A 25,738-nucleotide genomic window follows, 5' to 3' on the forward strand; every position below is an offset into this window, starting at 1 on the left:
TGGTGGCTCGGGCGCGTGTACGGGTGCCACCTGGTCTGCGGTGCAGCTGCCCAGCAGCCGGGAGGCCATCAGCGTGGCGGCCGCGCCGCCCAGAAACCGCCGTCGTGAAACGTGCACACCGCTCCGATCCGGGGCCGCCGCGCCACCCTCCTGCCCTACATCGAACCGAAGGGCCGGTGCGTTAGTTCGTCCTCTCCGGGCGGAATGCGGAGAGCGCCGGAAGGCCCCGTCCGGACTCGTCGAACATCGAGAGGTTGGCGTAGGGGTTTCCGCCACCCTCCGGAAGCACGTCGACGAACTGACCGGTCCAGCCCGGCTCCCAGGCGACGAAGCCGATCCCGCGGTCGTCGGGGACGGATCGCAGCACGTCGCGGAGCGCGTCGAAGTAGTCGGCCTGGCCGGCCGGGGTGGCCGGGAGGCGGGCCACGTCCGGGAGCTGATCGGGGTCGGTGACCATGAACTCGACCGTTCCGGCCGTCGTCGGCGCAGCGGGACCCGGCAGGTACCACGGGTAGGCGGTCTCGACGACCAGTACGTCGCAGCCGAACCTGGAGGAAAGCTCGGTGACGTTGTGGCGCAGTCCTTCCAGCGAGCCGTGCCAGAACGGGTAGTAGGAGAGGGCCGCAACGTCGAACGCGACGTCGTGCTCCTCCATCCGGTCGAAGAAGTGGCGGCACACGTCGGTGTTCCCGCCCTGGTCCACGTGGATGAGGACCGGCAGATCGGGGGCGGCTTCCCGCGCGCCGGCGATCCCGGCCCGTAGCAGCCGGGTGAACGGGCCCCAGCCCTCGGCGGATCCGTGCCGCACCGCTCCGACCGGCCAGAGCATTCCGCGGGTCACCTCGTTGCCGATCTGGACCGCCCTGAGCGGCGTGCCCTGGGCCGCGAACGCGCCGACACAATCTCGGGTGTAGGCCTGCACCGTGTTCGCGAGGGTGGCCAGATCCTGCCCCGCCCAGGAGCGCGGGATCGTCTGGTTGTCCGGATCGGCCCAGGTGTCCGAGTAGTGCAATGAGAGCAGGACGGCGCAGCCGACGTCCGCCGCTCGCCGGGCGAGAACGAGCGCCGTGTGGAGGTCGCTGCCGCCTGCATCCGGCCCGACCCAGACCCGGAGCCGGACGAGATCAGCGCCTCGGTCCGCGAGCAGCTGCTCGACCGGAGCGGTGCGACGGCCGTCGGAATACGAGACCCCCGCGGACTCCATGCGGAGGGTGAAGGACAGATCCGCTCCGCGGACGCCGCCGAGCCGCCGTCGGGACGCGGTTCGGTTACTACCTGTGCACGCGAGTACTGCCGCGCCGACGATCGGCAGCGTCAGAACGGTGCGTCGAGGAATCATGGAACCTCCGGCCAATTGCTGTGCAACACGGGTTCCGGCTGCATTTGCGCATTCTCCCGTCGCCTCTGAGCACGGCCCGGAACACGTCCGTGTCGGCATTGTGATGTACCTCTCGGCGGCCCACCCTGCGTAACGTTCGGTCACAACCTCCCGAGTTGCCAACCATCTCCGTGGCCATCCCCCGCGGCCAGTGTCGGTCCGGCGGCCTATCGGCCGTGCCCCCGCGGATCGTCCAGTCCGACCCCTCTGGAGGTTCCCTGTGCGTGTCCTCATCACCGGCGGCGCCGGATTTCTCGGCTCCCACCTCTGTGATCGTTTCCTCGACCGCGGGGCTGAGGTGCTTTGCGTCGACGACCTGTCGACCGGCCGGCTCCGCAACGTCGAGCACCGGATCACCGATCCACGGTTCAGTTTCGTCGAGGCCGACGTGTCGGTGCGCATCCCGGTCGACGGGCCGGTGGACGTGGTGGCCCACCTGGCTAGTCCGGCATCGCCCCCCGACTACCACCGGCGCCCGCTGGAGACCTTGGTCGTCGGTAGCCGCGGTACCGAGAACGCTCTGCAGTTCGCCGCGGCGCACGGCGCCCGCTTCCTGCTCGCCTCGACCAGCGAGGTCTACGGCGACCCACAGGTGCACCCACAGGAGGAGAGCTACTGGGGCAACGTCAACCCGATCGGCCCGCGCAGCGTCTACGACGAGGCCAAGCGCTACGCCGAGGCCCTGACCAGCGCCTACCGCCGGACCGAAGGGGTCGACACGGGCATCGTCCGGATCTTCAACACCTACGGTCCGCGGATGCGGCCGCACGACGGCCGGGTGGTCACGAGCTTCATCGCGCAGGCGCTGAACGGCGATCCACTGACGATCTACGGCGACGGCGCGCAGACCCGTAGCTTCTGCTACGTCGACGACCTGGTCCGCGGACTCGTCGCCATGGCCGACTCCGACGACCCGGGGCCGACCAACCTCGGCAATCCGGACGAGCACACGATGATCGAGCTCGCCGAGTTCGTGCTGCGGCTGACCGGCTCGTCGTCACCCGTCGAGTTCCACCCGTTGCCGCAGGACGACCCGACCCGCCGCCGGCCCTCGATCGAGCGGGCCCGGCGGACGCTCGGCTGGGCACCCGAGATCGGCACCGAGGAGGGGCTGCGCCGGTGCGTCGAGTACTTCCGTACCCGCGCCGCGGACGAGGTCGCGGCGGCCCGGGTCGCCTTGGTAGGGGGACAGCTCGACGGTGGCCAGGTCCCGGTGATGCGCGAGACGTCCGAGTCGGCGTCCGCGGTCGCCTGAGTCCGAGCGGAGAGCCGTGACCCGGTTCGGTGACGGTCTGCACGCGCACGCACGGCATGCGCCCTCCTCAGGGAGGCTGCGATCCGGGCACCGGCAGATCGGCACGCACGAGGGCTTCCCGGCGGCCGGCCGCGGGCTCGCCCCGGGGGCCCCGCGGATGGAGCAACTGGCCCCACCAGGCCGTGATCCACTCGATCCCGACCGTCACCCGCACCCGATGGAGGCACCGACCGTCCGCCTGTACAGGCCGATGGAGGAGCCGACCGCCGTCCTGCCCTCGATGGGCGCGACCGTGCTGCTGGAGCCGGTACGTGCTGCGTTCCCGGCGGCCGAGGGTGCGGTGCTCACCGAGCAGATACACGATCTGTCCGGCGGGATGGTCACCGACGTCCGGGCCTCGGGGCCTGCGTTCGACCGGCGGCTCCGTCGGCGTCGCCGGTTGCGTCGCAGTTCCTTCGCGCCGGCACTCCGGACCGGAGCACGGATCACCGTCGCAGTGCTCTCGCTCGGCTGGGTCGTGGCGCTGGTGCTGTTCTGGATCTGGTTGCTCCAGCCGCAGCATCGGGTCAGCTGGAGCGCACTCGCCCTCAACGGCTTGCTCCTGCTCTACCTGTCCCTGATGCCGTGCTATTTCGTGGTCGCGGTGAACCGGCTCCGTCGGGTCTCCCGGAAGGTTCGGATCCCCACCGATCTTCGGGTCGCGTTCGTCGTCACGCGGGCGCCGTCCGAGCCCTGGGATGTCGCCCGCACGACGCTCGAGGCGATGCTGGCCCAGGACTTCCCGGCCCCCTATGACGTGTGGATCTGCGACGAGCGGACGACGGACGAGATCCGTGCCTGGTGTGCCGGAAACGGCGTCCGGATCTCCACCCGCGAGGACGTTGACGGCTACCACCGCCTCACCTGGCCCCGGCGGACCAAGTGCAAGGAGGGCAACCTCGCTTACTTCTACGACCGGTGGGGGTACGCCGACTACGACGTGGTCGCACAGCTCGACTGCGATCACGTTCCAGCGCCGACCTACCTGTCCGAGGTCGTGCGCCCTTTCGCGGACCCTGCCGTCGGCTACGTCGCCGCGCCAAGCGTCTGCGATGCGAACGCGGACGTCTCGTGGGCCGTGCGCGGCAGGTTGCACCGGGAGGGCACCTTCCACGGACCGAATCAGCTCGGGCACAGCGCGGGTCTCGCGCCGGTGTGCATCGGCTCGCACTATGCGGTGCGAGCCCAGGCGTTGCGGGAGGCCGGCGGGGTCGGCCCCGAGCTGGCCGAGGACTTCTCGACCAGCTTCCTGATCACCTCGGCGGGGTGGGAGGGCGCGTTCGCGATCGATGCGGAGGCGCACGGTGACGGACCGCCGACGTTCGCAGCGATGCTGGTCCAGGAGTTCCAGTGGGCTCGCAGCCTGGTCGTGGTAATGCTCGGCCTGGTGCCGCGACACCTGGGGCGCTTCCCCCGGCGGGTGCGGTTCCGGTTCCTGTTCGCGCTGTCCTACTACCCGCTGCTTGCGGTCACCACCGTGACCGGACTCCTCCTGGCGCCGATCGCGGCGGTCACCGGCTCGCCGTGGCTCGACGTCAAGTACGGGGAGTTCCTGCTGCGCTGGTGGGCGGTATCGATCTGGCTGATAGCCATCGTGGTGCTGCTGCGCCGGCAGGGCCTCTTGCGGCCGCCGGGCGCACCGGTCGTGTCGTGGGAGGGGGTGCTCTACACACTGACACGCTGGCCCCTCAACGCCTGGGGGGTGTGCTCGGCCTTCATGCAGATGATCCGGCCGCGGCCGGTCACCTTCAAGGTCACGCCGAAGGGTGGCGGCGGGATGGAGGAGTTCCCGACCCGACTGCTGATCCCGTTCGCCACGATCGTGCTCGTCCTGTCCGTGGCGGCGAACTACGCCGAGTCCTTCACCGTCTCACCCGGCTACACGTTCCTGTGCCTACTCGGCGCATCGACCTACGCGATCGTCCTGCTCGCGCTGCCGCTGCTGCACGCACGCGACGCCGGCCGGGCGAACCGCGTGCCGTTCGTGGCTGCCGTCGTCCGGACCGCCGTCCCGGCGCTGACGCTCGCCGTGGTCTGTGCGCTCCCGGTCGTCGTCGCGGTGGCCCGGTTCCCCGCGTACTTCGTCCGGACCTTCGGGACGACCTCGGTCCTAGACGTCCTGATCTGACCCCTCGACCACCGGGAGACCACTCCATGCCCCACACCGTCCTCGTCACTGGCGGAGCCGGCTTCATCGGCAGCCACACGGTGGTCGAGCTGCTCGACCACGGCCACGAGGTGATCGTGCTCGACGACCACTCGAACAGCTCCCCGTACGCCCTCGACGCCGTCACGAAGCTCGCCGGACGGCCGCTGGCCGCCGTGTACCGGGCCGACCTGCGCGACCGCGGGGCACTGGACGCGGTATTCACCGCGCACGACATCGACTCGGTGATCCACTTCGCGGCGAAGAAGGCGGTCGGTGAGTCGAGCCGGATCCCGCTGGAGTACTACGACATCAACGTGGGCGGCACCATCACCCTGTTGCGCGCGATGTACGACCACGGCGTGCACCGGCTGGTGTTCTCGTCGTCCTGCTCGATCTATGGCGACACCACCACGGTGCCGTTGGCGGAGGACGAACCGGCCGGGCCGACGAACCCGTACGCGCGCACGAAACACCTGTGCGAGCAGCTCCTCGCCGACACCTGTGCCCGTCACGGGGAGCTGTCGGTGATCGCGCTGCGGTACTTCAACCCGATCGGCGCACACCCGAGCGGTCTGCTGGGGGAGGACCCGACCGGGGTGCCCAACAACGTCCTGCCCTACATGGCACAGGTCGCCGTCGGACGGCTCACGGAGCTGCCGGTGTTCGGCACCGACTACGCCACCCCGGACGGGACGTGCGTCCGCGACTACATCCACGTCGTCGATGTCGCCGACGGTCACCGGGTCGCGCTCGACCACCTCGACGAACCCGGCCTGAGCGTGTTCAACCTGGGGACCGGCAGCGGCGCGTCGGTACGTGAGCTGCTCGCCGAGTTCTCCCGGGCTGTCGGCCGGGAGATCCCACACCGCGTCGAGGGCCGTCGTGCCGGCGACGTGCCGGTGCTGATCGCGGACCCGTCGAGGGTCGCCACCGCGTGGGGCTGGCGCACCACCCGTGATCTTCGACAGATGTGCGCCGACGCCTGGCGCTTCCAGCAGTCCCACCCGCGGGGCTACCAGTCCCTCTGACCGCTCCCCCCCTCGGCAGTATCGGAGAAGGAGTCCACAGTGCGCATCACCGTCATCGGCACCGGCTACCTCGGTGCCGTGCACGCCGCCTGTATGGCCGACCTCGGGCACGAGGTGCTCGGCGTCGACGTCGACCGGACGAAGATCGACGCGCTGTCGGCCGGGCGTCCGCCGTTCCACGAGCCCGGCCTGGATCAGGTCCTGGCCAGGACCATCGAGTCGGGACGGCTGCGGTTCGGCACGTCTCTCCAGGAGGCGGCCGAGTTCGGCGACGTGCACTTCGTGTGCGTCGGCACCCCGCAGAAGGCCGGGTCCAACGCGGCCGACCTGCGCCACGTCGAAGCCGCCGTCGGTGGGCTGGCCCCGCACCTGAAGCGGCCCGCACTCGTCGTCGGGAAGTCGACCGTCCCGGTGGGCACGGCGGCCGGGCTCGCGGCGGTGCTGCGCGACGCAGGATCGCCGGCCGAGCTGGCGTGGAACCCGGAGTTCCTGCGCGAGGGTTTCGCGGTGAACGACACGCTGCATCCGGACCGCCTGGTCGTCGGGGTGACGTCGACCGGGGCCGAGGAGATCCTGCGCGAGGTGTATGCACCGATTCTGGACTCGGGCGACACCCCGTGGATCAGTACCGACCTGGCCACGGCCGAGCTGGTCAAGGTGTCGGCGAACGCGTTCCTCGCCACGAAGATCTCGTTCATCAACGCGATCGCCGACGTCTGTGACGCCGCAGGCGCGGACGTCACCACGCTGGCGACGGCGATCGGACACGACGCCCGCATCGGATCGCGCTTCCTGTCCGCCGGGCTCGGTTTCGGCGGCGGCTGCCTGCCCAAGGACATCCGGGCCTTCATGGCCAGGGCGGGCGAGCTCGGCGTGCCCGACGCGCTGGCCTTCCTGCGCGAGGTCGACGAGATCAACATGGGGCGTCGACGGCGGACCGTGGAGCTGGCCCGCGGACTGGTCGGCGGGTCGTTCCTCGGGCGGTCGGTGGCGGTGCTGGGCGCGGCGTTCAAGCCGGACAGCGACGACGTACGGGACTCGCCGGCGCTGAACGTCGCGGCGACCATCCAGCTGCAGGGCGGTCAGGTCCGGGTACACGACCCGGTGGCGATGGACAACGCGCGCGCCCAGTTCCCGACCCTGGACTACGCCCCTGACATCAGGAAGGCGTGCGAGCACGCGGACGTTGTGCTGCACCTCACCGAGTGGCGCGACTACGTGGAGCTGGACCCGGCGTGGCTCGGTTCGCTCGTCGGTGCCCGCCGGATGGTCGACGGGCGCAACGTGCTGCCGCTGCCCGCATGGCGGGCGGCCGGGTGGGATGTCCGGTCCTTGGGTCGCTCGGCCCCGGCCTGATCGGGCCGTGGCCGGACCGACGCCGCTGCGGTGCGGGCGCGTGCCCGACGATCGTCCGCCGCGGCGGCGGCCCGGTCGGTCAGGCCCAGGTCTTCCAGGGCGCCTCGCCGGCCGACCACAGGCCGTTGAGGAACTCGTAGTCCTTGAAGGTGTCCATCGCGCACCAGAAGTCCTCGTGCTGGTGGACGCCGAGCTGGCCGTCGCGGGCGAGCCGCTGCAGCGGGGCGTGCTCGAGCCACACGTCGTCGTCGCCGGGCTCGCCGAGGTAGGTGTCGAGGAACTCGCGCTTGAAGGCGAAGAAGCCGCCGGAGACGAACCCGGTGACCTGGGTGGGCTTCTCGTTGAACTCGACGACCTGGTTGCCGTCGACGTGCATCTCGCCGAACTTCGAGGTCGGGTGCACACCGGTGACGGTGCCGATCCGGCCGGACTCCTCGTGCTCCTTGGCCAGGGCGTTGATGTCGACGGTGGCGACGCCGTCGCCGTAGGTCAGGAAGAAGTTGTCGGTGTCGACGTACTGCGCGATCTTCCGGATCCGGGAGCCGGTCGCGGCCTCCAGGCCGGTCTCGGCGAAGGTGATCTCCCAGTCCTCGTCGACGCCGTTGTGGAAGTCGATCCGGTGCTTCTCGGACATGGAGAGCGTGAAGTCCGCGGACCGGGCGCGGTAGTCGAGGAAGTACTCCTTGATCGCCCAGCTCTTGTAACCCAGGCACAGGATGAAGCGGCGGTAGCCGGCCTCCCGGTAGATCTTCATGATGTGCCAGACGATCGGGCGACCACCGATCTCGACCATCGCCTTCGGGAGGCTCTCGCTCGCCTCCCGGATGCGCGTGCCCTTGCCTCCGCAGAGGATGACGACGGGGGTCTCGGGGTTCATGCGGTCCTCTCGATCTACGGGGAGCGTGGTGGGGCGGCTACGTCGCTAGTGGTTCAACCGCTCACCACTACCGCATTGTTATCCCACACCGACCGAGAAACAGGTCACAGCGGACCCTTCCGGGCACGGTTTGCGCAGGGATGATCACGAAGCGTCATGTCTGTCGGGGTCGTCCGGTTCGGCGGTGCTCCCGGTGCCACGGCGGGCCGCGCGCTCGACGTGCCGGCGGTGGTCGAGCACGAGGAACCGCATCGCGGCCGCGGTCCACGGCTGTGCGGCGGCTTCGCAGCTCGCGCACGCCGTGGCGCAGAGCGGGCCGGCCGGGGTCTGGCGAAGGACGGCGGACCGTGGCCGGTCGCCGTCGCCGCAGAACTCGCACCACTGCCCGACGGCCGGGCAGGCCGGCGTGAGGCGGTCGGGCGCCGCGCCTCCGATGGGCATGTGCCAAATCGTGTCACGACATGCCAGGTGTCAGGCAGCATGCTGTTGAAATGCTCGGACGTGTGGGAAGCTGGCGTGTCGTTTCATGTCGATAAGTGCGGGTGGCTATGCGGAAGGTTCTTGCGCAAGGCGGATGCGTCGGCGGTGACTGTCCGGCATTCCGGATCGACGCTCCCGGCGCAGCGCGTTCCGGCTGGAGACCCGGCAGTCCTACGCCGTCGACGCCGAGGACGCGTCGCCGGCCGCGTTCCGCGCCGGGACCGCGCGTCCGGAACGGAGCGTGCGGACATCGCCGTGGCTGGCCAGGATCGCCACGGACACCGTGTCGGGCAAGGACTGGTCCAGGGTCCGGCTGGTGGAGCGGCCGCTGACCGAGTACACCCGCTGGGAACTGCTCAGCTATGTGGAGTCGCAGGCGGCGGGGGGCGGATCCTGCTCGCCGCGGCCGGCGCGGTCCGGGGGGGGGGGGGGCGGTGGCGACTTCTGGCTGTTCGACGCCGACACCGCCGAGCCCAGTGGGTTCCGCACGCACTACGACGCCGGCGGGCGTGTCGCCGTCCGCGAACCCGTCGACGATCCGGACGAGCTACGTATGCTGCGTCGGATCCGGGACCGCGCGGTGGCCGCGGCCGTCCCGCTGAACGAGTTCCTGGCCGGTGAGGATGAGGTGACCCGCCCGCGTGGTCGACGAGAGCCCGACCCGTAGCCGGCTCCGCAGCGAGCTGATCCGGGTCCGCGACCTGGCCGGCATCTCGGCGCGCGGGATGGCGCGGACACTCGGCCTGAACCGCGGCATCGTCCAGCGTTTCGACACCGGCCGCGGGATGCTCCCGCTCGACCGGGTCGAGGCGTGGCTCGACGCCTGCACGGTCGGCGGTGCGGAGCGGGAGCGCATTCTCGGCCTCGCCGAGCGCGCGACCGGCGAGACACGCCCGTGGCGCGAGCTGCTGGAACGGACCGGGCACCTGCAGGCGGACGTCCGCGAGCGGGAGGCCGAGGCACTCGCCGTCGTATCGTTCCAGCCCACCGTGTGGCCCGGCCTGCTGCAGACACCGGAGTACGCGCGGCTGGTGCTCTCCGCCGGGCACACCATCGACGTCGACGGCGCGGTCGCCGCCCGGATCGCCCGCCAGCAGGTGCTCTTCGAGGGCACGACACGCTTCAGCTGGGTGCTGACCGAGCACGTGCTGCGTGCCGACCTGGGGCGACCGGACGTACTGGCCGCGCAGCTCGACCGGGCCCGGTCGCTTGCCCGCCTCGACACCGTCTCGATCGCCGTGCTGCCGGAGGAGGTCCCGCTGCTGCCCTGGCACAACTTCCTGATCTGGACGCCGGTGGACGGCGCCCCGTACGTCACCGCCGAGCTGGTGCACGGGACGCAGGAGGTGTACGCCCGGGAGGACGTCGCCGAGTACCGGGCGCTGTGGGAGAAGCTGGAGCGGCACGCGCGGCCGTTCGTCTGAGGCGGTCGGCGGTGTCCAGACGGGCGCATGCCGGGCGGGCGTCCGTCGGGTGGCTGGATCGTGCCGGCTGCCGATCGTTCTCCGGTGCTGTGGTGGGAGGGCGTTCCTGTCCGGCGGTTCCGTCGTCACCGCGTGTGAGCCGCGCCCGGTCGGGACGGTTCGGGCGATCTGTTGCGCCGGATGCAGGGCCGGACCAGGCCGTGTGCGGGGTCTTCGCAGCGCACACGAGCAAGCCGGGCTCGGTGAGCGCGGTGCAGGTCGTGTTCCGAGGCGATCGGGAGTCCCGACTCCGTCGCCGCTCGCCGCAACCGGCTTCGCGATCGGACTAGCGCCGGGTCGATGCACAGTGGAACGATCGCCGGTGCGGGCCCGGGCCCGGACCTACGACGGGGTGGTGGGCGAACCCGTGCGATTCTCGAGGCGAGACTTCCTGGCCGGTGTACTGATCACCGGAACACTGTCCGCTGCGGCCACCTACTACGCGCCCGGCGGCAGGCCGCGCACCTCGGTCACGCTGAACTTCGTGACCGGAGAGGATCCGACCGGAGCCCGGAACCTCCTGGTGGCCATGTGGAACCAGGCCAACCCGGAGACCCGGATCCAGGTGGACCAGGTCGGCGGGTCCACCGCGGACCAGCGGACCCAGATGCTCAGCCGGGTCGCCGACGGTGCCGCGGACGTCCTCAACCTCGACATCATCAACATCCCGTTGTTCCGGCAGCAGGGCCACATCCGGCCGTTGCCGCTGCGGCCCGACGACTTCCTCCCCAGAACGCTGGTCCCCAGCACCGACGACGGGGAGTTCTGGGCCGCGCCGTTCACCGCCGACGTCGGCATGCTCTTCGCCCGGGGAGCAGCCGGGTCGGCGACCGTGTCGGCCCCCGCGGTGCCGCTCCGGACGGTCATCGACAGGTCCGTGCCCCCCGGGTCCGGCCAGTTCGCCGGGCAACTGGGGCCACTGTCCACCAGCACCCTGGAGGCGTTCGTGGTGAACGTCCTCGAGCACGTCCTGTCCCGGAACCCGGCCGTGGTCGAGGAGGAGCGGAACGGGTGGCCGGCCGAGCTGGAGGTGTGGCTGGAGGCGGTCGAGCCGTTGCAGGCCGCGTGCTCCGACGGTCGCATCGTGCGGTGCGACGGCGAGGACGACAGCCGGGACCGGTTCAGGAAGGGCGCACTGCGGTTCATGCGGAACTGGCCGGTCAAGTACCGGGAGCTGCAGGTCGCCGAAGATCCGGGGATCGACTCGTCGAGCGTCCTGGTCCGTGCCCTGCCCACCGGGATCCTCGGCGGGCAGAGCCTGGCGGTCAGCCGCGACTGCGTGGCCCCGGAGCGGGCCGAGGCCTTCATCGCATACCTCACCGGCGAGCCGTCGCAGAAGATCCTCGCCTCCCACGGGCTCCCCTCGACGTCCCCGGCCGTCTACGCCGACCGGAACCTGGAGGCGTTCATCCCGCACCTGCGCAACGTGCGCGGCGCCGTCGAGACGGCCAGGCTCCGGCCGGTGCATCCCCGCTATCCGGCGTACTCGGAGGTCCTCGACCGCCACATGCGAGCGCTGCTGGACCAGGGCAGCGGTCTGACCACGCAGTTCGTCGACGAGCTCCGCGCCACACTGAGCTGACCGTAGGGAGGGCCGCATGATCGAACCGTGGCAGGTGCCGCTGGTCGTCACGGGTGTGCTGACGGGGGGACTCTCCCTGGTGTGGCTGGTCTCCCGGTCCCGGCTGCCCTCCGGGCTCCCGGGCTGGATGGGCCGCGCGGTCGCGGCCGCGGCCGACTACGTCCGCACCTCGCTGCTCGTATTGCCCACCATCGCGCTGGCGCTGCTCGCGTTCGGCCTGCTCGGGGACGAGACGCTGAGCAGGATGCTGCAGCTGCTCACGGCCGTCACCGCCGTGATCGCCGCGGTGGTGACCGTGCGGACGTTCCAGGAGGAACGCGCGGCGCGCAGCCGGGCGGGTGCGCACCGGGCCGAGGACGACGGAGGTCCGAGGTAGCCGGGTCTGGGGTGCTCGTCAGCCGGCCGCTGCGGACGGACCTCTGCCCGCCCGCCTGCAGCGCCGGACCCGTCGAGCCGCGGGGCACCGAGCGGCTCGTCCCGAGGTCACGCTGCCGGTGCTCCGGCCCGGCCTCAGCCCGCGGGCGTCAGCGCGAGCAGGAACTCGACCTCGCCGGTGTCGTCGACCGTCACGACGTCGCCGAAGGCGGGCGGCTCGATGCCGAAGTCGGTGAAGGTGATCGGGATCGCGCCGGAGGCGTTGACGGTGTCGCCGTCGCGCGCGGCGGTGAGCGGGAAAGTGACCTCGCGGGTCACGTCCTTCACGGTGAGCGTGCCGGTGGCGGTGACCTCGGCCGGGGTGCCGTCGGCGAACTCCGGGCCGAGATCCAGCGGACCGGTCAGGGTGAACACCGCCGTCGGGTACCGGCCGGTCTCCATGAGGTCGCCGAGGAAGTACTCGTCGCGACGGCCGTCGTCGCTGGTCACGGTGCTCATGTCGACGGTGACCTCGCCGGAGGTGACCTCGGTCCCGGACAGCTCGACCGGGCCGGAGACCCCGGAGGTGCGGCCGACCGCCTCGACGCGCTGACCGAACAGCAGCTCACCGACGCGGTAGCCGGCCTCGGACCCCGGTCCGACGGTGTAGCTGCCCGCCAGCTCGCCGGCCGCGGTACCGGAGCCCGGGGTGATCGCGAGGGGGGCCGCCGCGTCCGGGGCGATCCAGCGGGCGTAGACGAACGGGACGGCGACGACCAGCAGCGCGAGCAGCACCCCGGCCCCGACGAGGTAACGGACCTTCCGGCTCATGCTGCTCCTGCGGTGCGTTCTGTCCGGTTTCGGCCGACCGTAGCCGGGGCCCCGTGAGATCGGTGCGTGGTGCGGCCGGCGACGTTCCGTGTCGCAGCGACCACGCTGAGCCGACAGGCAGCGTTGCACCCGTCACGATGGGGAGGCCGGACGCAACCCCGGGACCCCGATGGGCGACGCTGAAGGTATGGACATCCACCCGACCCCGCTCGCCGGATCGGCCCTGATCGACCTCAAGAAGCTCTCCGACGACCGCGGCTTCTTCGCCCGCTCCTTCTGCGAGCAGGAGTTCGTCGACGCCGGGCTGGACCCGACGATCAGCCAGTGCAACCTCTCGTACAACCACGAGGCGGGCACCCTGCGCGGCTTCCACTACCAGCTGGAGCCGAACGCGGAGGTCAAGGTCATCCGCTGCGTGCGCGGCGCGGTCTACGACGTGATCGTCGACCTGCGGCCCGAGTCCGGGACCTACCTGCAGTGGTTCGGGGCGGAGCTGTCCCAGGACAACTACCGGGCCATGTACGTGCCGCGGAACTTCGCGCACGCCTACCTGACCCTCACCCCGGACGCGACCACCATCTACCAGGTCTCCACCCCCTACACCCCGGGTGCGGAGCGCGGGCTGCGCTGGAACGACCCGGCGCTGGACGTCGACTGGCCGGTCGAGATCGCGCACATCTCGGACAAGGACGCGAACTGGCCGCTGCTGGCCGACAACGCCGACTTCCCGGCCGTGACGAGCGGGGCCCGCTGATGCTGATCCTGGACACCGCGCTCGCCAAGCGCGCCGCGGAGAACCGCCCGATCCGGGTCGGCCTGGTTGGCGCCGGGTTCATGGGCCGCGGCCTGGTCAACCAGATCGTCAACTCGACGCCCGGGATGGACGTCGTCGCGATCGCCAACCGGACCGTGCCGACCGCGGTCCGCGCCTACACCGAGGCCGGGCTCACCCCGGTCGAGGTGTCCACCACCGGCGAGGTCGAGGCCGCGATCGCCCAGGGCACCCCGGCCGTCCTCGGGGACGCGTTCGCGCTGCTCGCCGCCGAGAACATCGACGTGCTCGTCGACGTCACCGGCGCGGTCGAGTTCGGCGCCCGGGTCACCGTCGCCGCGATCGAGCGCGGCCTGCCCGTCGTCACCATGAACGCCGAGCTGGACGGCACCGTCGGCCCGCTGCTCGCCGAGAAGGCGCGGCAGGCGGGCGTCGTCCTGACCGGCGCGGACGGCGACCAGCCGGGCGTCCAGGCGAACCTGCTGCGGTTCGTCAAGGGCATCGGCATCACGCCGCTGGTCGCCGGCAACATCAAGGGCCTGCAGGACGAGTACCGCAACCCGACCACGCAGCAGGGCTTCGCCGAGAAGTGGGGGCAGGACCCCTACATGGTCACCAGCTTCGCCGACGGCACCAAGGTGTCGTTCGAGCAGGCGATCGTGGCGAACGCGTTCGGCTTCACCGTCGGCGAGCGCGGGATGTACGGCCGCGACCACGCCGGCCACGTCGACGAGCTGACGGGCGTCTACGACGTCGAGGAGCTGCGCGAGCTGGGCGGCGTCGTCGACTACGTGGTCGGCGCGAAGCCCGGCCCCGGCATCTACGTGCTCGGCACCCACGACGACCCGAAGCAGCGGCACTACCTGAACCTGTACAAGCTCGGCGAGGGCCCGCTGTACAGCTTCTACACCCCGTACCACCTGTGCCACTTCGAGGTCCCGAACACCATCGTGCGGGCCGTCGACTTCGCCGACGCCGCGCTGACCCCGCCGGGGGCGCAGCGGGTCGACGTCGTCGCCACCGCCAAGCGGGACCTGAAGGCCGGGCACACCCTGGACGGGCTGGGCGGCTACGACAGCTACGGCGTCGCCGAGGCGTCGCCGGTGACCCGGTCGGAGCGGCTGCTGCCGATGGGCGTCGCCGAGGGCGGGGTGCTCACCCGGGACGTCGCGAAGGACGAGGTACTCACCTACGACGACGTGACGCTGCCGCCGGGGCGGTTGATCGACGTGCTGCGGGAGGAGCAGGAGAAGCTGTTCGCGTGACCGGATCGCATCGACGACGGGGCGTGACCGGTCGCAGGCGCGGCGCGTGCCGACTGTCACGCTTCGTGTTCAGTGGATCGACCAGACGAGACCTCTGCTCTGCTCGGCGTCATCACAATTGATGATTGTCGGTTAGTGATCAGAATCCGGTGGTAGCCGGGCTAACGATGCTTGTGTGAGCACCGAGACCCAGGACGTATATACCGACGTCGGGGGGTGGCGCGCATGCAGACAGACGATCGCGGCGGGCCGTTCGGTCGCCTCGATCCGGCATTCGTCCGTACCCTCCGTGATCTGGGGTGTACTGCGATCGTGGTCGGGCTGCCCGCACTGCTCGGGTTGCTGCTCACCGACCGGGCCCCGGCTCCGGTACTCACCGTTCTCTTGGCGCTGCTCGCCGCGTCGGCGTGCGCTGCCGCCGCACTACTCATCGTGACAGCCGGCGACGCACGTCTCGCCTGGATCGGATGGGCCCTGGCCTGTTACGGCCTCGTCGCCGTCCCGACCGGTCTGGTCGGCGCAATCGACTTCGTTCCGGGCCCGACGGTCAGCGGGGTGGTCCTGCTCGCACTGACCGTGGGCGTGGGTGCACTCGCGGCGGCCACGACCTCCGTGCCGCCGCCGGCCGGAGCGTCGGTGATCGCCGCGGCCGCGGTCGCCGCCGTTCTCGTCGCCCTCGTGGTCCGCCTCGGCGTCATGTTCCCGATGGCCGTGCAGGCGGTCACTGCCTTCCGTCCGCTCGTCTTCGTCGTCGCGGTCGCGCTGGCGGGTATCGGCGTCCTCGTCGCATCGCGCGCGAGGGACCGATTCGGGTGGATGATCGGAGCGGGACTCGCGACCGTCGGTGCGGCGCACGTGGTGATGGCCGCCGGACAGGGTGTCCCGTTGCTCGGAGGCGGCCTGATCTTCTCCCTGTTGCGTACCGCGGGGGCCGTCGTCATCGCCGTCGGAGCAGCCCTCCTGGTGTGGGGGGCAGTGCGGGGGCTCGACGACCAGCGCGCGGAGCGTGAGGAGGAGCTGCGGCTCGCCGAGATCCGGCTCGCCCGGGCCGCGGAGCGGGACCACGAGCTGCGCAACGGGATCGCCGGGCTGGCCGGAGCAGCCGACCTCCTGGGAACGCAGCAGGATCCACAGTCGGCCCTGCTCGAGACGGTCGTGGTCTCCGAGCTCCGGCGACTCGACGACCTGCTCCGCTCGCCGATCGATGTCCCGCGTCGTCCCGGGCCCGCAGCCTATGCCGTCACTCCGGTGCTCAGAGGCCTCGCCGCGCTGCGCAGGACGTCGGGAATGGACATCGACACCGACGTCGCGCCGGACCTCCGGGCGATCGGCTCGCCGAGCCTGCTCGCCCAGGTGATCACCAATCTGCTGGCGAACGCGGCCCGCCACGCTCCGGGCAGTCCGGTCCTGGTCCGCGGTCTGGTCCGGGAGGGCACGGTGATCATCGAGGTGAGCGACTCGGGGCCGGGTCTGCCGCCGGGAGCGGAGTCGGAGGTGTTCGACCGGGGAGTGCGTGCGAACAGCGGCACCGGCCTCGGTCTCGGTCTGCACATCTGCCGGGAGCTGCTCGCGGATCAGGGGGGCACGATCTCGATCGGTCCGGCCGACGGGCGTCGTCCCGGCTGCACGGTCACGGTGATGCTGCCTGCTGCGCCGACCACGGTCGCATCGAAGGTTCCGGACTCGGTTGCGGTGGGGAGGTGTATCGCATGACCCTGTCGCCACGGACCGGCCGGCCCGTCGTGGTGATCGACGATCACGAGCTCTTCAGCACGTCGCTCACCTTCACGCTCTGTGCACGCGGGATCGAGGCCGTCGCGCTGCCCCTCGCGGGGGTGTGGGACGTGTTGCCCACCCTGCCGATCGGCGATATCGGGCTCGTCGTGCTCGATCTCGATCTCGGGGAGGACGCCGACGGGAACCGGATCAACGGAGCGGACCTGGTCGAAGGGCTCCGGCAGCGTGGCTGGACCGTCCTCGTGGTGACCGGCTCCACCGATCCGACGGCGATCGCGGCGGCGATCGCAGCCGGAGCGGTCGGGTCGGTGGCGAAGGCCGGATCGCTCGACGAGCTCGTCCGGACGGTGTCCGCGGTGCTCCGCGGCGAGCAGGTGATGACCGAGCCGGAGCGGCACGAGTGGCTCGAACTGCATCGCCGCCGTGCGGTGCAGGATCACGATCTGGTCACCCGGCTGTCCCGGCTCAGCCCGCGCGAGCAGGAGGTGCTCGCGCTGCTGACCGAAGGAATGCGGGCGTCCGCGATCGCGATGCACTTCGTTGTGAGCATGCCCACGGTACGGTCTCAGATCAGGTCGATCCTGGTGAAATTGCAGGTGAATTCCCAGTTAGAAGCGGTAGCAATGTTCCACCGCTTTTCCGGAATGTCCCAGAACTCGGTCGAGCGTGTATGACGTGAATAACTTTCCGACGAATGGGGGCGCTGTCCGTGCCGGGCGTGTCACCGAGTTCACGAGTGTCTCCGACGGTGCTCGGCAGAGTTGGCCGGATACCGGCGACGGTGGCCGTCCTGATCGCCGGTACCGGCTTGGTCGCGCTTGCCGTCCACTACCGGGGAGTTGTCGGACCCGGACCGTTCGAGGCAGTTCTCGCGGTCGCACTGCGGGAGTCCCTGGGCGGCTGGACGGGAGCTCTGCGGGCGCTCGTCGTGCTCGGCCGTCCGAGCACGGTGATCCTCGCCGCGCTGCTGATGGCGGTGGTCGCGCTGATCGCCGGGCAGTCCAGGATGGCCCTCGTCGCGGCGATCGCACCACCCCTGACCGGCGGACTCGTCCTCATCCTCCAGCCTCTGATCGGCCGGACACTGGACGGTCACGTCGCGCTCCCCAGTGGTCACACGGCCGGAGCCACCTCGGTCGCGCTGGTGGCGGCCCTCCTCGCGGTGAGCCTGGCCGGCCGGTATCGCCGATCTGTCGCCGTCATCGCCGGAGTACTTTCCCTGACTATCGCGGGAACCGTCGCTGTCGCCTTGGTGGCGAATGGTCTGCACTACGTGAGCGACGCGGTCACCGGGTTCCTCGTCGCTGTGACGGTCGTGTTCGGGATGGCTCTCGTCGCCGATGTCCGGGGAGTACATGACCGGGCTGTTACGGGCCGGTATCACCAATCGTGACGATGCTGGCGCCGTCGATGTCCAGCGAGGCTGAGGCCCTCGAGGGCGCATTCTCATCGGTGCACCCGTCGCTTGCGTGCGAAGGTGGACAACCCCGGAATTGCCTGGCTCGGAGCCTTCCGTGTCGGTTATGCCCCAAGGGAGATCGTGAATGTCGGAATCGTCTGCGGAGACGGCCAGCACCAGGATGCGGCCCCCGCTCCTGGACGGAGCGTGGTGGGCACTCGCCGTACCTGTGGCGACCTGGCTCCGCTTCGACGGTGATCTAGCCGGTGTGCAGCCGGCTCCGGTCGTGTGGTTCGCGCTGCTCGCGGTCGCGCTGCACCTGGCGGTCGGGTTGCTCTCGTGGCACTACCGCGGGAACCACGTGATCGGAGCCTTCGACGACGCCGTCGACGTCTGTATTGTCGCTGCCTCGGTCGGGGTGCTGCTGTTCGTGGTCGGGCTCACCGGGCTGATCGAGGTGCCCCGTTCGCTGGCGGTCATCGCCACGCTCACCGTCGTTCCGCTGATCCTCGGTACCCGTCTGGTGCGTCGTGCGGTCCGGGAGTGGCGGGCCCGTCCCGATGCCGGATCCGCGCAGCGTGTGATCGTCTTCGGTTCGGGCTGGGGAGGTCAGCAGATCGTCCGCTCGATGCTCGGTGACCGTCGCAGCGGCTACCTCCCGGTCGGCTTCCTCGACGACGACCGGTCCGTTCGCAACCGGCGGATCTCCGGTGTCGCGGTTCTGGGGTCGAGGGCGGACCTGGCCCAGGTCGCCGAGGGGACCGGGGCCGAGGTCCTGGTGGTCGCCATCCGGGATCTCGACCTGGTCGTCCTGCGTGAGGTCAGCACGGCGGCGATCGCGGCGGGCCTGCGGGTCAAGGTCGTGCCGGTGCTGACCGATCTGCTGCGGCCGTCGATCGGGTTCGCGGACCTGCGCGACATCGACCTGGCGGACCTCATGGGGCGGCAACCGGTCGACGTCGACATCGCGGCGATCGCTGACTACGTCAAGGGCAAGATTGTCCTGGTGACGGGGGCCGGGGGCTCGATCGGCTCCGAGCTCTGCCGGCAGATCCACCGTTACGACCCCGCCGAGCTCCTGATGCTCGACCGCGACGAGTCGGCCCTGCACGGGCTCCAGCTGTCCCTGCACGGCCACGCCCTGCTGAACACCCCGGACACGATCCTCGCCGACATCAGGGACGCTGCGACGATCACCGGACTGTTCCGGGAGCGCCGCCCAGACGTCGTGTTCCACGCCGCCGCGCTCAAGCACCTCCCGATGCTGGAGCAGTACCCGCACGAGGCGTGGCTCACCAACGTCGTCGGCACCTCGAACGTGCTCGACGCAGCCACGGCGGTCGGTGTCCGCACGTTCGTGAACATTTCGACGGACAAGGCGGCGAACCCGACGAGCGTGCTCGGTGCATCCAAGCGGATCGGTGAGCGGCTCGTCGCTCACGCCGGTGCCGCGGGCGACCGCGACTACCTGTCGGTCCGCTTCGGCAACGTCATCGGTAGCCGGGGATCGGTTCTGACCACGTTCGTCGACCAGATCGGAGCGGGCGGACCGGTCACGGTCACCCACCCGGACATCACCCGGTTCTTCATGACGATCCCGGAGGCGGTCCGGCTGGTCATCCAGGCCGGCGCCATCGGCCGTCCCGGTGAGGTCCTGGTGCTCGACATGGGTAAGCCGATCAAGATCATAGACGTGGCGCGCCAGCTGATGGTGCTCGCCGGACGCCCGGTCCAGATCCTCTACACCGGGCTGCGGGACGGCGAGAAGCTGCACGAGGACCTCTTCGGCGACGGCGAGGCCGACCACCGGCCGATCCACCCCTCGGTGTCGCACGTGTCCGCCCCGCCGCTGGATCCGATCCGGCTCACCGGTCCGGAGCAGGCCGGCCTGGCCGCCGAGCTGATGCACGCGTTGGCGGTCGCAGAACCCGAGATGCTCGACGCCGCGACGGCCGCGATCGCGAGCGTCCTGCCACGCGCACCACGCCAGCTCCGATCGGTGCGTGTGTCGAGTGGTCAGCGATGACGGCCGCGAGCACGAGCGAGCACGCGCTCGCCTCCGACGGTGGCCGCCCCGTGCGGCAGGTCCCGCTGCCGGGCTGGCCGGTGTTCGGCGACGACGACGTAGCCGCGGCGGCAGCCGTACTGCGCTCCGGCCGGGTCAACTACTGGACCGGCGAGCAGGGGCGTGAGTTCGAGCGCGAGTTCGCCGCGTGGGCGCAGGCACCGCACGCCGTCGCCGTGTCGAACGGGACGGTCGCACTCGAGCTCGCGCTGAAGGCGCTCGGGGTGGGCGCGGGCGACGAGGTCGTCGTGCCGTCGGCGACCTTCATCGCGACCGCGAGCGCGGTCGCGGCCTGCGGGGCCCGCCCGGTGGTCGCGGACGTCGACCCCGACTCCCAGGGACTGACCACCGACTCCGTGGCGGCCGTGATCGGTCCGCGGACGGTGGCCGTCGTCGTCGTGCACGTCGGCGGGTTCCCGGCCGATGTCGGGTCGCTCGCGGCGCTGTGCGCATCCCGGAAGCTCGACCTGGTCGAGGACTGCGCCCAGGCACACGGTGCCCGCCGGGCCGGGCGACCGGTCGGGCACCTCGGCCGGATCGCCGCCTGGTCGTTCTGCCAGGACAAGATCATGACCACCGCCGGTGAGGGCGGTGCCATCACGACGGCCGACGCGGGACTGGCCCGTCGGTGCTGGGAGCTGAAGGACCACGGCAAGGGCTTCGCGGCGGTCCACGAGCGGGAGCACGCTCCCGGGTTCCGCTGGCTGCACGAGAGTTTCGGCACCAACGGCCGGATGACCGAGTTGCAGGCGGCGGTCGGGCGGCGCCAGCTGCTGCGGCTCGACGGCTACGTCGCCCGCCGGCGAGCCAACGCGGCCGCACTGCGTGCGGCGCTCGCGGACCAACCGGCGCTGCGGCTGCCCGTCGTGCCGGATGACGTCGAGCCCGCCTATTACCGCTTCTACGCACAGGTCAGGCCGGAGCGCTTGCGGACCGGGTGGGATCGGGACCGGGTCGTCGCGGCGATCACGGCGGAAGGCGTGCCGTGCGGACCGGGCGGATGCACCGAGATCTACCGTGAGGTGGCGTTCGACGGTGCGGGGCGTCCGCCGTCGCCGCTGCCCGTCGCACGGTGGCTCGGTTCCACCTCCCTCGTACTACCGGTCCAGCCGACGCTGGAACCGGCAGACGTGGCCGATGTCGCCCGCGCAGCCGTCAAAGTACTGACGGAGGCGACGGCATGACCCGGCGTGCGGTGGACGTCGTGGTCGCCCTCGTGATCGTGCTGCTCGGCCTGCCGTTGATCCTGCTGGTCGCGCTCGTGGTGCTGGTGGGACTCGGGAGGCCGGTCCTCTTCCGGCAGGAACGGTCGGGCCGCGACGGGACCACCTTCACCGTCCTGAAGTTCCGGACGATGCGGCCGCCGGCCGCCGCGGCTGAGAGCGACGGGGCACGGACCTCGCGGCTCGGGTCGGTGCTGCGGGCGATCAGCGTGGACGAACTCCCGCAGCTGTGGAACATCCTGCGCGGCGACATGAGCCTGATCGGGCCCCGGCCGACCCTTCCACAGCAGGTGGCGCGGTACGGGCCGCACGAACGCGGCCGGCTGGCCGTCCGGCCCGGGGTCACCGGCTGGGCCCAGGTGAACGGCCGCAATGCGATCAGCTGGGAGACCCGGATCGAGCTGGACCTCTGGTACATCGCGAACAGGTCGGTGTGGCTCGACCTCAGGATCGTCTGGATGACGTTGGTGCAGATGGTCCGCCCGAGCGGCGTCGTGGGTGACGGCGGAGTGAACCCGGACTACGTCGGGAGCCGGCCCGTCCGCGACATCGTGGTGCCGAGTCCCGCGACCGAGCCGATCCCGCTGCACCCGGTGGAGCGTCGGTGATGGGCGGAATCCGGCGCTATGAGCCCGCCGACGCGGCCGAGGTGCTCGCGCTGCACGCGAAGACCATGCCCGCACAGACCCCGGCCGCGGCGGACTACCACGAGGGCCTGTACGGCAAGTCGATGTTCGACAACCCCTGGTCGGCCCCCGACCTCCCGTCCCTGGTCTACGAGCACGACGGCGCGCTGGTCGGGTTCCTCGGGGTCGTCGCACGGCCGATGTCCTTCGCAGGACGACCGGTCCGGGCCGCCGTGTCGGTGCGTTTCATGGTCGATCCCGCCAGCCGTGCCGGTGCGGTGGCAGCAGCGGCGCTGCACCGGCGGTTCCTCCGGGGCCCGCAGGACCTGTCCCTGATCGAGAACGCCAACGTCGCGGCCCGCCGGGTGTGGGAGGGGACCCCCGGCGTCGTCGTCGTTCCGCTCGGCAGCATCTCGTGGAGCACCACGGGTGGTCCGGGGCCGGACCCGGGTGGGTCCGATCACGCACTGGACACCGCGGCGCTGCTGGAGCGCATCCGGTCCTCGGCCGCGGCGTACGCGCTCGCGCCGGTCTACGACGAGCAGTCGCTGGGCTGGCTGACCGGCTTCCTGGAGGCGGCCGACTACCGGGGCACGCTCCGCTGCCGCGAGGTACTGGACGAGCGGGGCGGAGCCCGCGGCTGGTTCGTCTACCACGCCAATCCGGACGGTTACAACGGTGTGCTGGCACTGCGCGCCGTCCCGGGCGGGGCCCGGCAGACCTTCGCCGGGCTGCTGCGCGACGCACACGTGAGCGGTGCCGCGGAGAGGACGGTCGGCCGACTCGACGCCGACCTGCTCGGTGCCGTGGCCGACCGCGGCGCCACGCTCACCCCGGGCCCGTGGACGTTCGCGTACTCCACCGATCCGCGCATCGCCCAGGCCCTCGTGGCCGGGGACGCCTTCTTCACCCGATTGGACGGCGAGTTCTGTTGAGGCGATCCTCCGCGAAGGCGACGACATGATCGACGACGAGCTGGACCGGCTGCTGGGGCCGTTGGAGCGGTTCGAGACCGTCCGCAGGCGGGTGGCCCGCCTGGGCAACCGGGCGTGCGACCTCTCCTACGCCAACTTCGCCGGCGGCGTCGAGCCGGACGCGCTCGGGGTGCTGCGCCGCGCACTGGACGACGATCGCGCACTCGGGATGCAGTACGCACCGTTCGGCGGGCAGACGCTGGCCCGGCGCGCGGTGGCCGACGACCTCCGCGTGGGCCAGGGCCTGCCGACCACCTACGCCGACGTGATCCTCACCCCCGGTGCGATGGCCGGCCTGCAGCTCGCGCTCCGGGTCGCCGGGGTCGCTGGGGACGAGGTCGTCGTGCCGGTGCCCTGCTGGCTCGACCACCCGCTCTACGTGCAGAGCCTCGGCATGACCGTGCGGCCGGTCCCGATGCGGACGGACGACTTCGCGCTGGATCTGGACGCGATCGGAGCCGCGTTCGGCGAGCGGACGTCCGCCGTCCTGCTCAGCAACCCCAACAATCCCACCGGCACCGTGGTCACCCCACAGCTCGCCGAAGGGCTCCGTGACCTGATCGTCGCCCACGAACGTCGGACCGGCCGGCGGATCACCGTGATCGCCGACGAGACGCACCGGGACTTCTGCCCGGACGGGTTGTTCACCTCGATCGCGTCGACCGTGGCCAGGACCCTGATCGTCTACTCGTTCGGCAAGAGACACTTCATGCAGGGGCAGCGACTGGGCTACGTCGCGGTGTCGCCGGCACACCCGGAGCGCGCCGAGACCGGCGCCGAACTCGTGCGCTGGACAAGGATCACCGGCACGGCGACCCCGACCGCGGTCATGCAGCGCGCGGTACACGGCCTGCTGAAGATCCCGCTGCACACCGAGGCACTGCACCGCGCCCGGGCCCGGCTGCGCGCGGAGCTCGAAGGGCTCGGCTTCACCCTCGTCCCGTCCGAGTCGACGCTGTTCCTCTACCTGCGGACACCGGACGGGCTGACGGACGCGGCGTTCGCCGAGCGGCTGGCGTCCGACGGAGTGCTCGTCCTGCCTGCCGAGTGCTTCCACCACGAGGGCTACGTGCGGCTCGCCGTCACCGGCGACGACACCGTTCTCGAACGCGCGGTCCAGGTGTTCCGGCGGCACGCGCCCGCCGACGTCACGACGGGAGCGGTGGCCTGATGCAGGTTCGTGTGGTGGGGCGTCCGGACCCCTCGTTCGGTCTGGTCGACGGGGAGCTGATGCCGGACAGCTCGCTGCGGCCGGGTGCCGACGTCCCCGCGCACGGGGTGGGAACGCTCGCGTCGGCCCGGCGGGACGGCGACGACTGGCGGATCGCCCGCGACCCGCTCGGCCTCAACAAGCTGTTCTGGGCCCGCGACGCACCCGGCTCCGTCGTGCTCGCACCCCGGCCGCACCTGCTGCGGGCGGAGGGACTTTCCTTCGACGCCGTGCACGCGGTCCCACGCGGCGCCGTCATCGACATCGGTCCCGACGGGGTGCGGCACGCTCTGATGACCGTGCCCCCACACCAGGAGGACGCGGGGCGCCCGCTCGACGAGATCGCCGCGGACATCCGGCACGCCCTCGACGGCTACCTGGCTGCCGTGGCGTCGGCGGCCCCGGACGCCACCGCGGTCGTCTGCTGCTCCGGCGGACTGGACAGCTCGGGGATCCTCGCGCTCGCGAACCGGCACTTCGGGAGGGTCCTCGGCGTCAGCTTCGACTTCCGGCGGCCCGACGCCCGGCCGAGCGAGGACCGGGTGATCGCCCGGCGACTCTGCGACGACCTGGGGGTCGAGCTGCTCGAGACCGATGTGGATCGGAGCGGCCTGCTCGAGCACCTCGACGTCGTACTGCTGGAGGGCGCCGACTGGCGCGACTTCAACGTGCACGCCGCGCTGGTCAACGCGGTGCTGGCCGAATCGATCGCCGGGGCCGCGGGTGCGAGCCCGCTCGTGCTCACCGGCGACCTGGCCAACGAGTTCCTCGCCGACTACCACGAGGAGCGGTACCGGGGTGAGACGTACTACCGCCTTCCCCGCCTGGGCCCCTCGGCGCTCCGCCGATGGCTGGTCGCCGGCCTCGACAGCACCCACCGGGAGCTGGGGGTCTTCGGTGCCTGGGGTCTGCCCGTGGTCCAGCCCTACGCGGCGGCCACCCAGCACTACCTCAGCCTGCCCGGGAGCTTCCTCGCCCGGGACGACGCCAAGCAGCAGCTCTGCCGTGAGGTGTTCCGCGACCTTCTGCCCGGCTACGTGCTGACCAGGCAGAAGACCAGGGCGCAGGTCGGTGACCCGGACATCGGTGGCGGTGTCCTGGCCGCCTGCATCGACCAGGGAATCGACCAGGCCTCACTGCGGCACCGCTTCGCCGAGCTGCACAAGCTCGACCGGCTCGCCGACCTCGACCACTTCATCCGCGCCGGGCGCTACCGCTCCGCCGTCCCCGAGGAGAACGCATGACCGTCGAACAGATCACCGCGGAGATCGAGCAGTTCGTCTGCGAGTCCTTCGCGATCCGCGCGGACGACCCGGGCTTCCACCGGGACGTCGACGTCTTCGAGGCCGGGTACGTCGACTCGGTCGGGCTCGTCGAGATCCTTGCGTTCGTCGACAGCCGATTCGCGGTCGAGATCGCCGAGGACGATCTGCTTTCCGAAGAGTTCTCGACGCTGTCCGGGATGGGTCGGATCGTGCACCGGACCCGGGCCGGGCTAACGGCAGGACCCGCACCGGCGAGTACACGAGCATGATCCGCCAGGAACGGGACGGCTGAGAGTCTTCATGAGATCACGGGTTGTGCCGATATCCGACGTGGACCTGGACGAGGTCTCGAGCTTCCTGAACCGGCACATGGATCGTCATGTTCCACAGGCAGCGTGGCGGCAGTCGTT

Annotated in this window: 23 protein-coding genes; 20 read left to right on the forward strand and 3 right to left on the reverse strand. The window is 71.0% G+C overall.

All coding sequences use genetic code 11. The features are described from left to right. Window positions 1–181: 181 nt before the first annotated feature. Entirely contained in the window at window positions 182–1,612 is a 1,431-nt protein-coding gene (locus ABZ881_RS03515) for a glycosyl hydrolase 53 family protein (protein WP_358481587.1), read from the reverse strand. Between ABZ881_RS03515 and ABZ881_RS03520 the strand changes: the two genes are divergently transcribed. The 4 genes from ABZ881_RS03520 to ABZ881_RS03535 all read left to right on the forward strand — a co-directional run bounded on the left by ABZ881_RS03520 (window position 1,599) and on the right by ABZ881_RS03535 (window position 7,205). Further along, window positions 1,599–2,633 (forward strand): UDP-glucuronic acid decarboxylase family protein, encoded by a 1,035-nt coding sequence (locus tag ABZ881_RS03520; RefSeq protein ID WP_358481481.1) that lies wholly within the window; start codon window positions 1,599–1,601, stop codon window positions 2,631–2,633. The genes ABZ881_RS03515 and ABZ881_RS03520 overlap by 14 nt on opposite strands. Before the next feature lie 217 nt (window positions 2,634–2,850). Further along, window positions 2,851–4,800, forward strand: coding sequence for a glycosyltransferase family 2 protein (locus tag ABZ881_RS03525; RefSeq protein WP_358481483.1), 1,950 nt, complete (start codon window positions 2,851–2,853; stop codon window positions 4,798–4,800). Between the two features lie 26 nt (window positions 4,801–4,826). Further along, the gene (gene galE / locus ABZ881_RS03530; protein WP_358481484.1) at window positions 4,827–5,849 is read left to right on the forward strand and encodes a UDP-glucose 4-epimerase GalE; all 1,023 of its coding nucleotides are present in this window, start codon (window positions 4,827–4,829) and stop codon (window positions 5,847–5,849) included. A gap of 39 nt (window positions 5,850–5,888) precedes the next feature. Continuing rightward, a complete protein-coding gene (locus ABZ881_RS03535; protein ID WP_358481486.1) occupies window positions 5,889–7,205 on the forward strand; it encodes a UDP-glucose/GDP-mannose dehydrogenase family protein in 1,317 nt (438 codons plus the stop codon). A 79-nt stretch (window positions 7,206–7,284) separates the two neighbouring features. Here the strand turns inward: ABZ881_RS03535 and ABZ881_RS03540 are convergent, their stop codons facing one another. Further along, the gene (locus ABZ881_RS03540) at window positions 7,285–8,082 is read right to left on the reverse strand and encodes a glucose-1-phosphate cytidylyltransferase (RefSeq protein ID WP_358481487.1); all 798 of its coding nucleotides are present in this window, start codon (window positions 8,080–8,082) and stop codon (window positions 7,285–7,287) included. 598 nt (window positions 8,083–8,680) lie between these two features. Between ABZ881_RS03540 and ABZ881_RS03545 the strand changes: the two genes are divergently transcribed. From ABZ881_RS03545 to ABZ881_RS03560, 4 genes are all read left to right on the forward strand, one after another. After that, complete coding sequence (locus ABZ881_RS03545; RefSeq protein WP_358481588.1) at window positions 8,681–9,229, forward strand: DUF6879 family protein; 549 nt, start codon at window positions 8,681–8,683, stop codon at window positions 9,227–9,229. Beyond that, on the forward strand, window positions 9,204–9,986 hold the full coding sequence (locus tag ABZ881_RS03550; RefSeq protein ID WP_358481489.1) for a DUF5753 domain-containing protein: 783 nt from the start codon (window positions 9,204–9,206) through the stop codon (window positions 9,984–9,986). The genes ABZ881_RS03545 and ABZ881_RS03550 overlap by 26 nt, the downstream gene beginning before the upstream one ends. A 406-nt stretch (window positions 9,987–10,392) precedes the next feature. Continuing rightward, window positions 10,393–11,607: an extracellular solute-binding protein gene (locus tag ABZ881_RS03555; protein ID WP_358481490.1), complete on the forward strand. Its 1,215-nt coding sequence runs from the start codon at window positions 10,393–10,395 to the stop codon at window positions 11,605–11,607. A gap of 16 nt (window positions 11,608–11,623) precedes the next feature. Continuing rightward, window positions 11,624–11,983 (forward strand): hypothetical protein, encoded by a 360-nt coding sequence (locus tag ABZ881_RS03560; RefSeq protein WP_358481491.1) that lies wholly within the window; start codon window positions 11,624–11,626, stop codon window positions 11,981–11,983. A gap of 134 nt (window positions 11,984–12,117) precedes the next feature. Here ABZ881_RS03560 and ABZ881_RS03565 read toward each other — a convergent pair whose 3' ends face one another. Further along, a complete protein-coding gene (locus ABZ881_RS03565) occupies window positions 12,118–12,792 on the reverse strand; it encodes a YceI family protein (protein WP_358481493.1) in 675 nt (224 codons plus the stop codon). Window positions 12,793–12,979: 187 nt separating this feature from the next. Here ABZ881_RS03565 and rfbC point away from each other — a divergent pair, with 187 nt between their 5' ends. The 12 genes from rfbC to ABZ881_RS03625 all read left to right on the forward strand — a co-directional run bounded on the left by rfbC (window position 12,980) and on the right by ABZ881_RS03625 (window position 25,597). After that, the gene (rfbC, locus tag ABZ881_RS03570) at window positions 12,980–13,546 is read left to right on the forward strand and encodes a dTDP-4-dehydrorhamnose 3,5-epimerase (RefSeq protein WP_358481494.1); all 567 of its coding nucleotides are present in this window, start codon (window positions 12,980–12,982) and stop codon (window positions 13,544–13,546) included. After that, window positions 13,546–14,829: an SAF domain-containing protein gene (locus tag ABZ881_RS03575; RefSeq protein WP_358481496.1), complete on the forward strand. Its 1,284-nt coding sequence runs from the start codon at window positions 13,546–13,548 to the stop codon at window positions 14,827–14,829. Before rfbC ends, ABZ881_RS03575 begins: the two co-directional genes overlap by 1 nt. Window positions 14,830–15,054: 225 nt before the next feature. Next, window positions 15,055–16,542: a HAMP domain-containing sensor histidine kinase gene (locus ABZ881_RS03580; protein WP_358481498.1), complete on the forward strand. Its 1,488-nt coding sequence runs from the start codon at window positions 15,055–15,057 to the stop codon at window positions 16,540–16,542. Then, complete coding sequence (locus tag ABZ881_RS03585) at window positions 16,539–17,240, forward strand: response regulator transcription factor (RefSeq protein WP_358481590.1); 702 nt, start codon at window positions 16,539–16,541, stop codon at window positions 17,238–17,240. Before ABZ881_RS03580 ends, ABZ881_RS03585 begins: the two co-directional genes overlap by 4 nt. Before the next feature lie 107 nt (window positions 17,241–17,347). Beyond that, entirely contained in the window at window positions 17,348–17,959 is a 612-nt protein-coding gene (locus ABZ881_RS03590) for a phosphatase PAP2 family protein (protein WP_358481500.1), read from the forward strand. A 274-nt stretch (window positions 17,960–18,233) separates the two neighbouring features. Further along, the gene (locus ABZ881_RS03595; protein WP_358481502.1) at window positions 18,234–19,991 is read left to right on the forward strand and encodes a nucleoside-diphosphate sugar epimerase/dehydratase; all 1,758 of its coding nucleotides are present in this window, start codon (window positions 18,234–18,236) and stop codon (window positions 19,989–19,991) included. Next, entirely contained in the window at window positions 19,988–21,214 is a 1,227-nt protein-coding gene (locus ABZ881_RS03600) for a DegT/DnrJ/EryC1/StrS family aminotransferase (RefSeq protein ID WP_358481503.1), read from the forward strand. Before ABZ881_RS03595 ends, ABZ881_RS03600 begins: the two co-directional genes overlap by 4 nt. Beyond that, entirely contained in the window at window positions 21,211–21,861 is a 651-nt protein-coding gene (locus tag ABZ881_RS03605; RefSeq protein ID WP_358481505.1) for a sugar transferase, read from the forward strand. The genes ABZ881_RS03600 and ABZ881_RS03605 overlap by 4 nt, the downstream gene beginning before the upstream one ends. Next, window positions 21,861–22,814: a hypothetical protein gene (locus tag ABZ881_RS03610; RefSeq protein WP_358481507.1), complete on the forward strand. Its 954-nt coding sequence runs from the start codon at window positions 21,861–21,863 to the stop codon at window positions 22,812–22,814. The genes ABZ881_RS03605 and ABZ881_RS03610 overlap by 1 nt, the downstream gene beginning before the upstream one ends. Window positions 22,815–22,839: 25 nt before the next feature. Then, window positions 22,840–24,024: an aminotransferase class I/II-fold pyridoxal phosphate-dependent enzyme gene (locus tag ABZ881_RS03615; protein WP_358481509.1), complete on the forward strand. Its 1,185-nt coding sequence runs from the start codon at window positions 22,840–22,842 to the stop codon at window positions 24,022–24,024. Then, the gene (locus ABZ881_RS03620) at window positions 24,024–25,307 is read left to right on the forward strand and encodes an asparagine synthase-related protein (RefSeq protein WP_358481510.1); all 1,284 of its coding nucleotides are present in this window, start codon (window positions 24,024–24,026) and stop codon (window positions 25,305–25,307) included. Before ABZ881_RS03615 ends, ABZ881_RS03620 begins: the two co-directional genes overlap by 1 nt. After that, a complete protein-coding gene (locus ABZ881_RS03625) occupies window positions 25,304–25,597 on the forward strand; it encodes an acyl carrier protein (protein WP_344019771.1) in 294 nt (97 codons plus the stop codon). The genes ABZ881_RS03620 and ABZ881_RS03625 overlap by 4 nt, the downstream gene beginning before the upstream one ends. Window positions 25,598–25,738 lie beyond the last annotated feature (141 nt).

It is taken from the genome of Pseudonocardia sp. NPDC046786 (genome assembly GCF_040645415.1).
Classification (GTDB): domain Bacteria; phylum Actinomycetota; class Actinomycetes; order Mycobacteriales; family Pseudonocardiaceae; genus Pseudonocardia; species Pseudonocardia kongjuensis.

Coding starts and splice junctions, on each gene's coding strand:
- ABZ881_RS03560 (WP_358481491.1), top strand. CDS start 11,624: ATGATCGAACCGTGGCAGGTGCCGCTGGTCGTCACGGGTGTGCTGACG.
- ABZ881_RS03600 (WP_358481503.1), top strand. CDS start 19,988: ATGACGGCCGCGAGCACGAGCGAGCACGCGCTCGCCTCCGACGGTGGC.
- ABZ881_RS03565 (WP_358481493.1), bottom strand. CDS start 12,792: ATGAGCCGGAAGGTCCGTTACCTCGTCGGGGCCGGGGTGCTGCTCGCG.
- ABZ881_RS03615 (WP_358481509.1), top strand. CDS start 22,840: ATGATCGACGACGAGCTGGACCGGCTGCTGGGGCCGTTGGAGCGGTTC.
- ABZ881_RS03605 (WP_358481505.1), top strand. CDS start 21,211: ATGACCCGGCGTGCGGTGGACGTCGTGGTCGCCCTCGTGATCGTGCTG.
- ABZ881_RS03625 (WP_344019771.1), top strand. CDS start 25,304: ATGACCGTCGAACAGATCACCGCGGAGATCGAGCAGTTCGTCTGCGAG.
- ABZ881_RS03575 (WP_358481496.1), top strand. CDS start 13,546: ATGCTGATCCTGGACACCGCGCTCGCCAAGCGCGCCGCGGAGAACCGC.
- ABZ881_RS03540 (WP_358481487.1), bottom strand. CDS start 8,082: ATGAACCCCGAGACCCCCGTCGTCATCCTCTGCGGAGGCAAGGGCACG.
- ABZ881_RS03585 (WP_358481590.1), top strand. CDS start 16,539: ATGACCCTGTCGCCACGGACCGGCCGGCCCGTCGTGGTGATCGACGAT.
- galE (WP_358481484.1), top strand. CDS start 4,827: ATGCCCCACACCGTCCTCGTCACTGGCGGAGCCGGCTTCATCGGCAGC.
- ABZ881_RS03580 (WP_358481498.1), top strand. CDS start 15,055: ATGCAGACAGACGATCGCGGCGGGCCGTTCGGTCGCCTCGATCCGGCA.
- ABZ881_RS03515 (WP_358481587.1), bottom strand. CDS start 1,612: ATGAGGACACGCACAGGGAACCTCCAGAGGGGTCGGACTGGACGATCC.
- ABZ881_RS03525 (WP_358481483.1), top strand. CDS start 2,851: ATGGAGGCACCGACCGTCCGCCTGTACAGGCCGATGGAGGAGCCGACC.
- ABZ881_RS03610 (WP_358481507.1), top strand. CDS start 21,861: ATGGGCGGAATCCGGCGCTATGAGCCCGCCGACGCGGCCGAGGTGCTC.
- ABZ881_RS03620 (WP_358481510.1), top strand. CDS start 24,024: ATGCAGGTTCGTGTGGTGGGGCGTCCGGACCCCTCGTTCGGTCTGGTC.
- rfbC (WP_358481494.1), top strand. CDS start 12,980: ATGGACATCCACCCGACCCCGCTCGCCGGATCGGCCCTGATCGACCTC.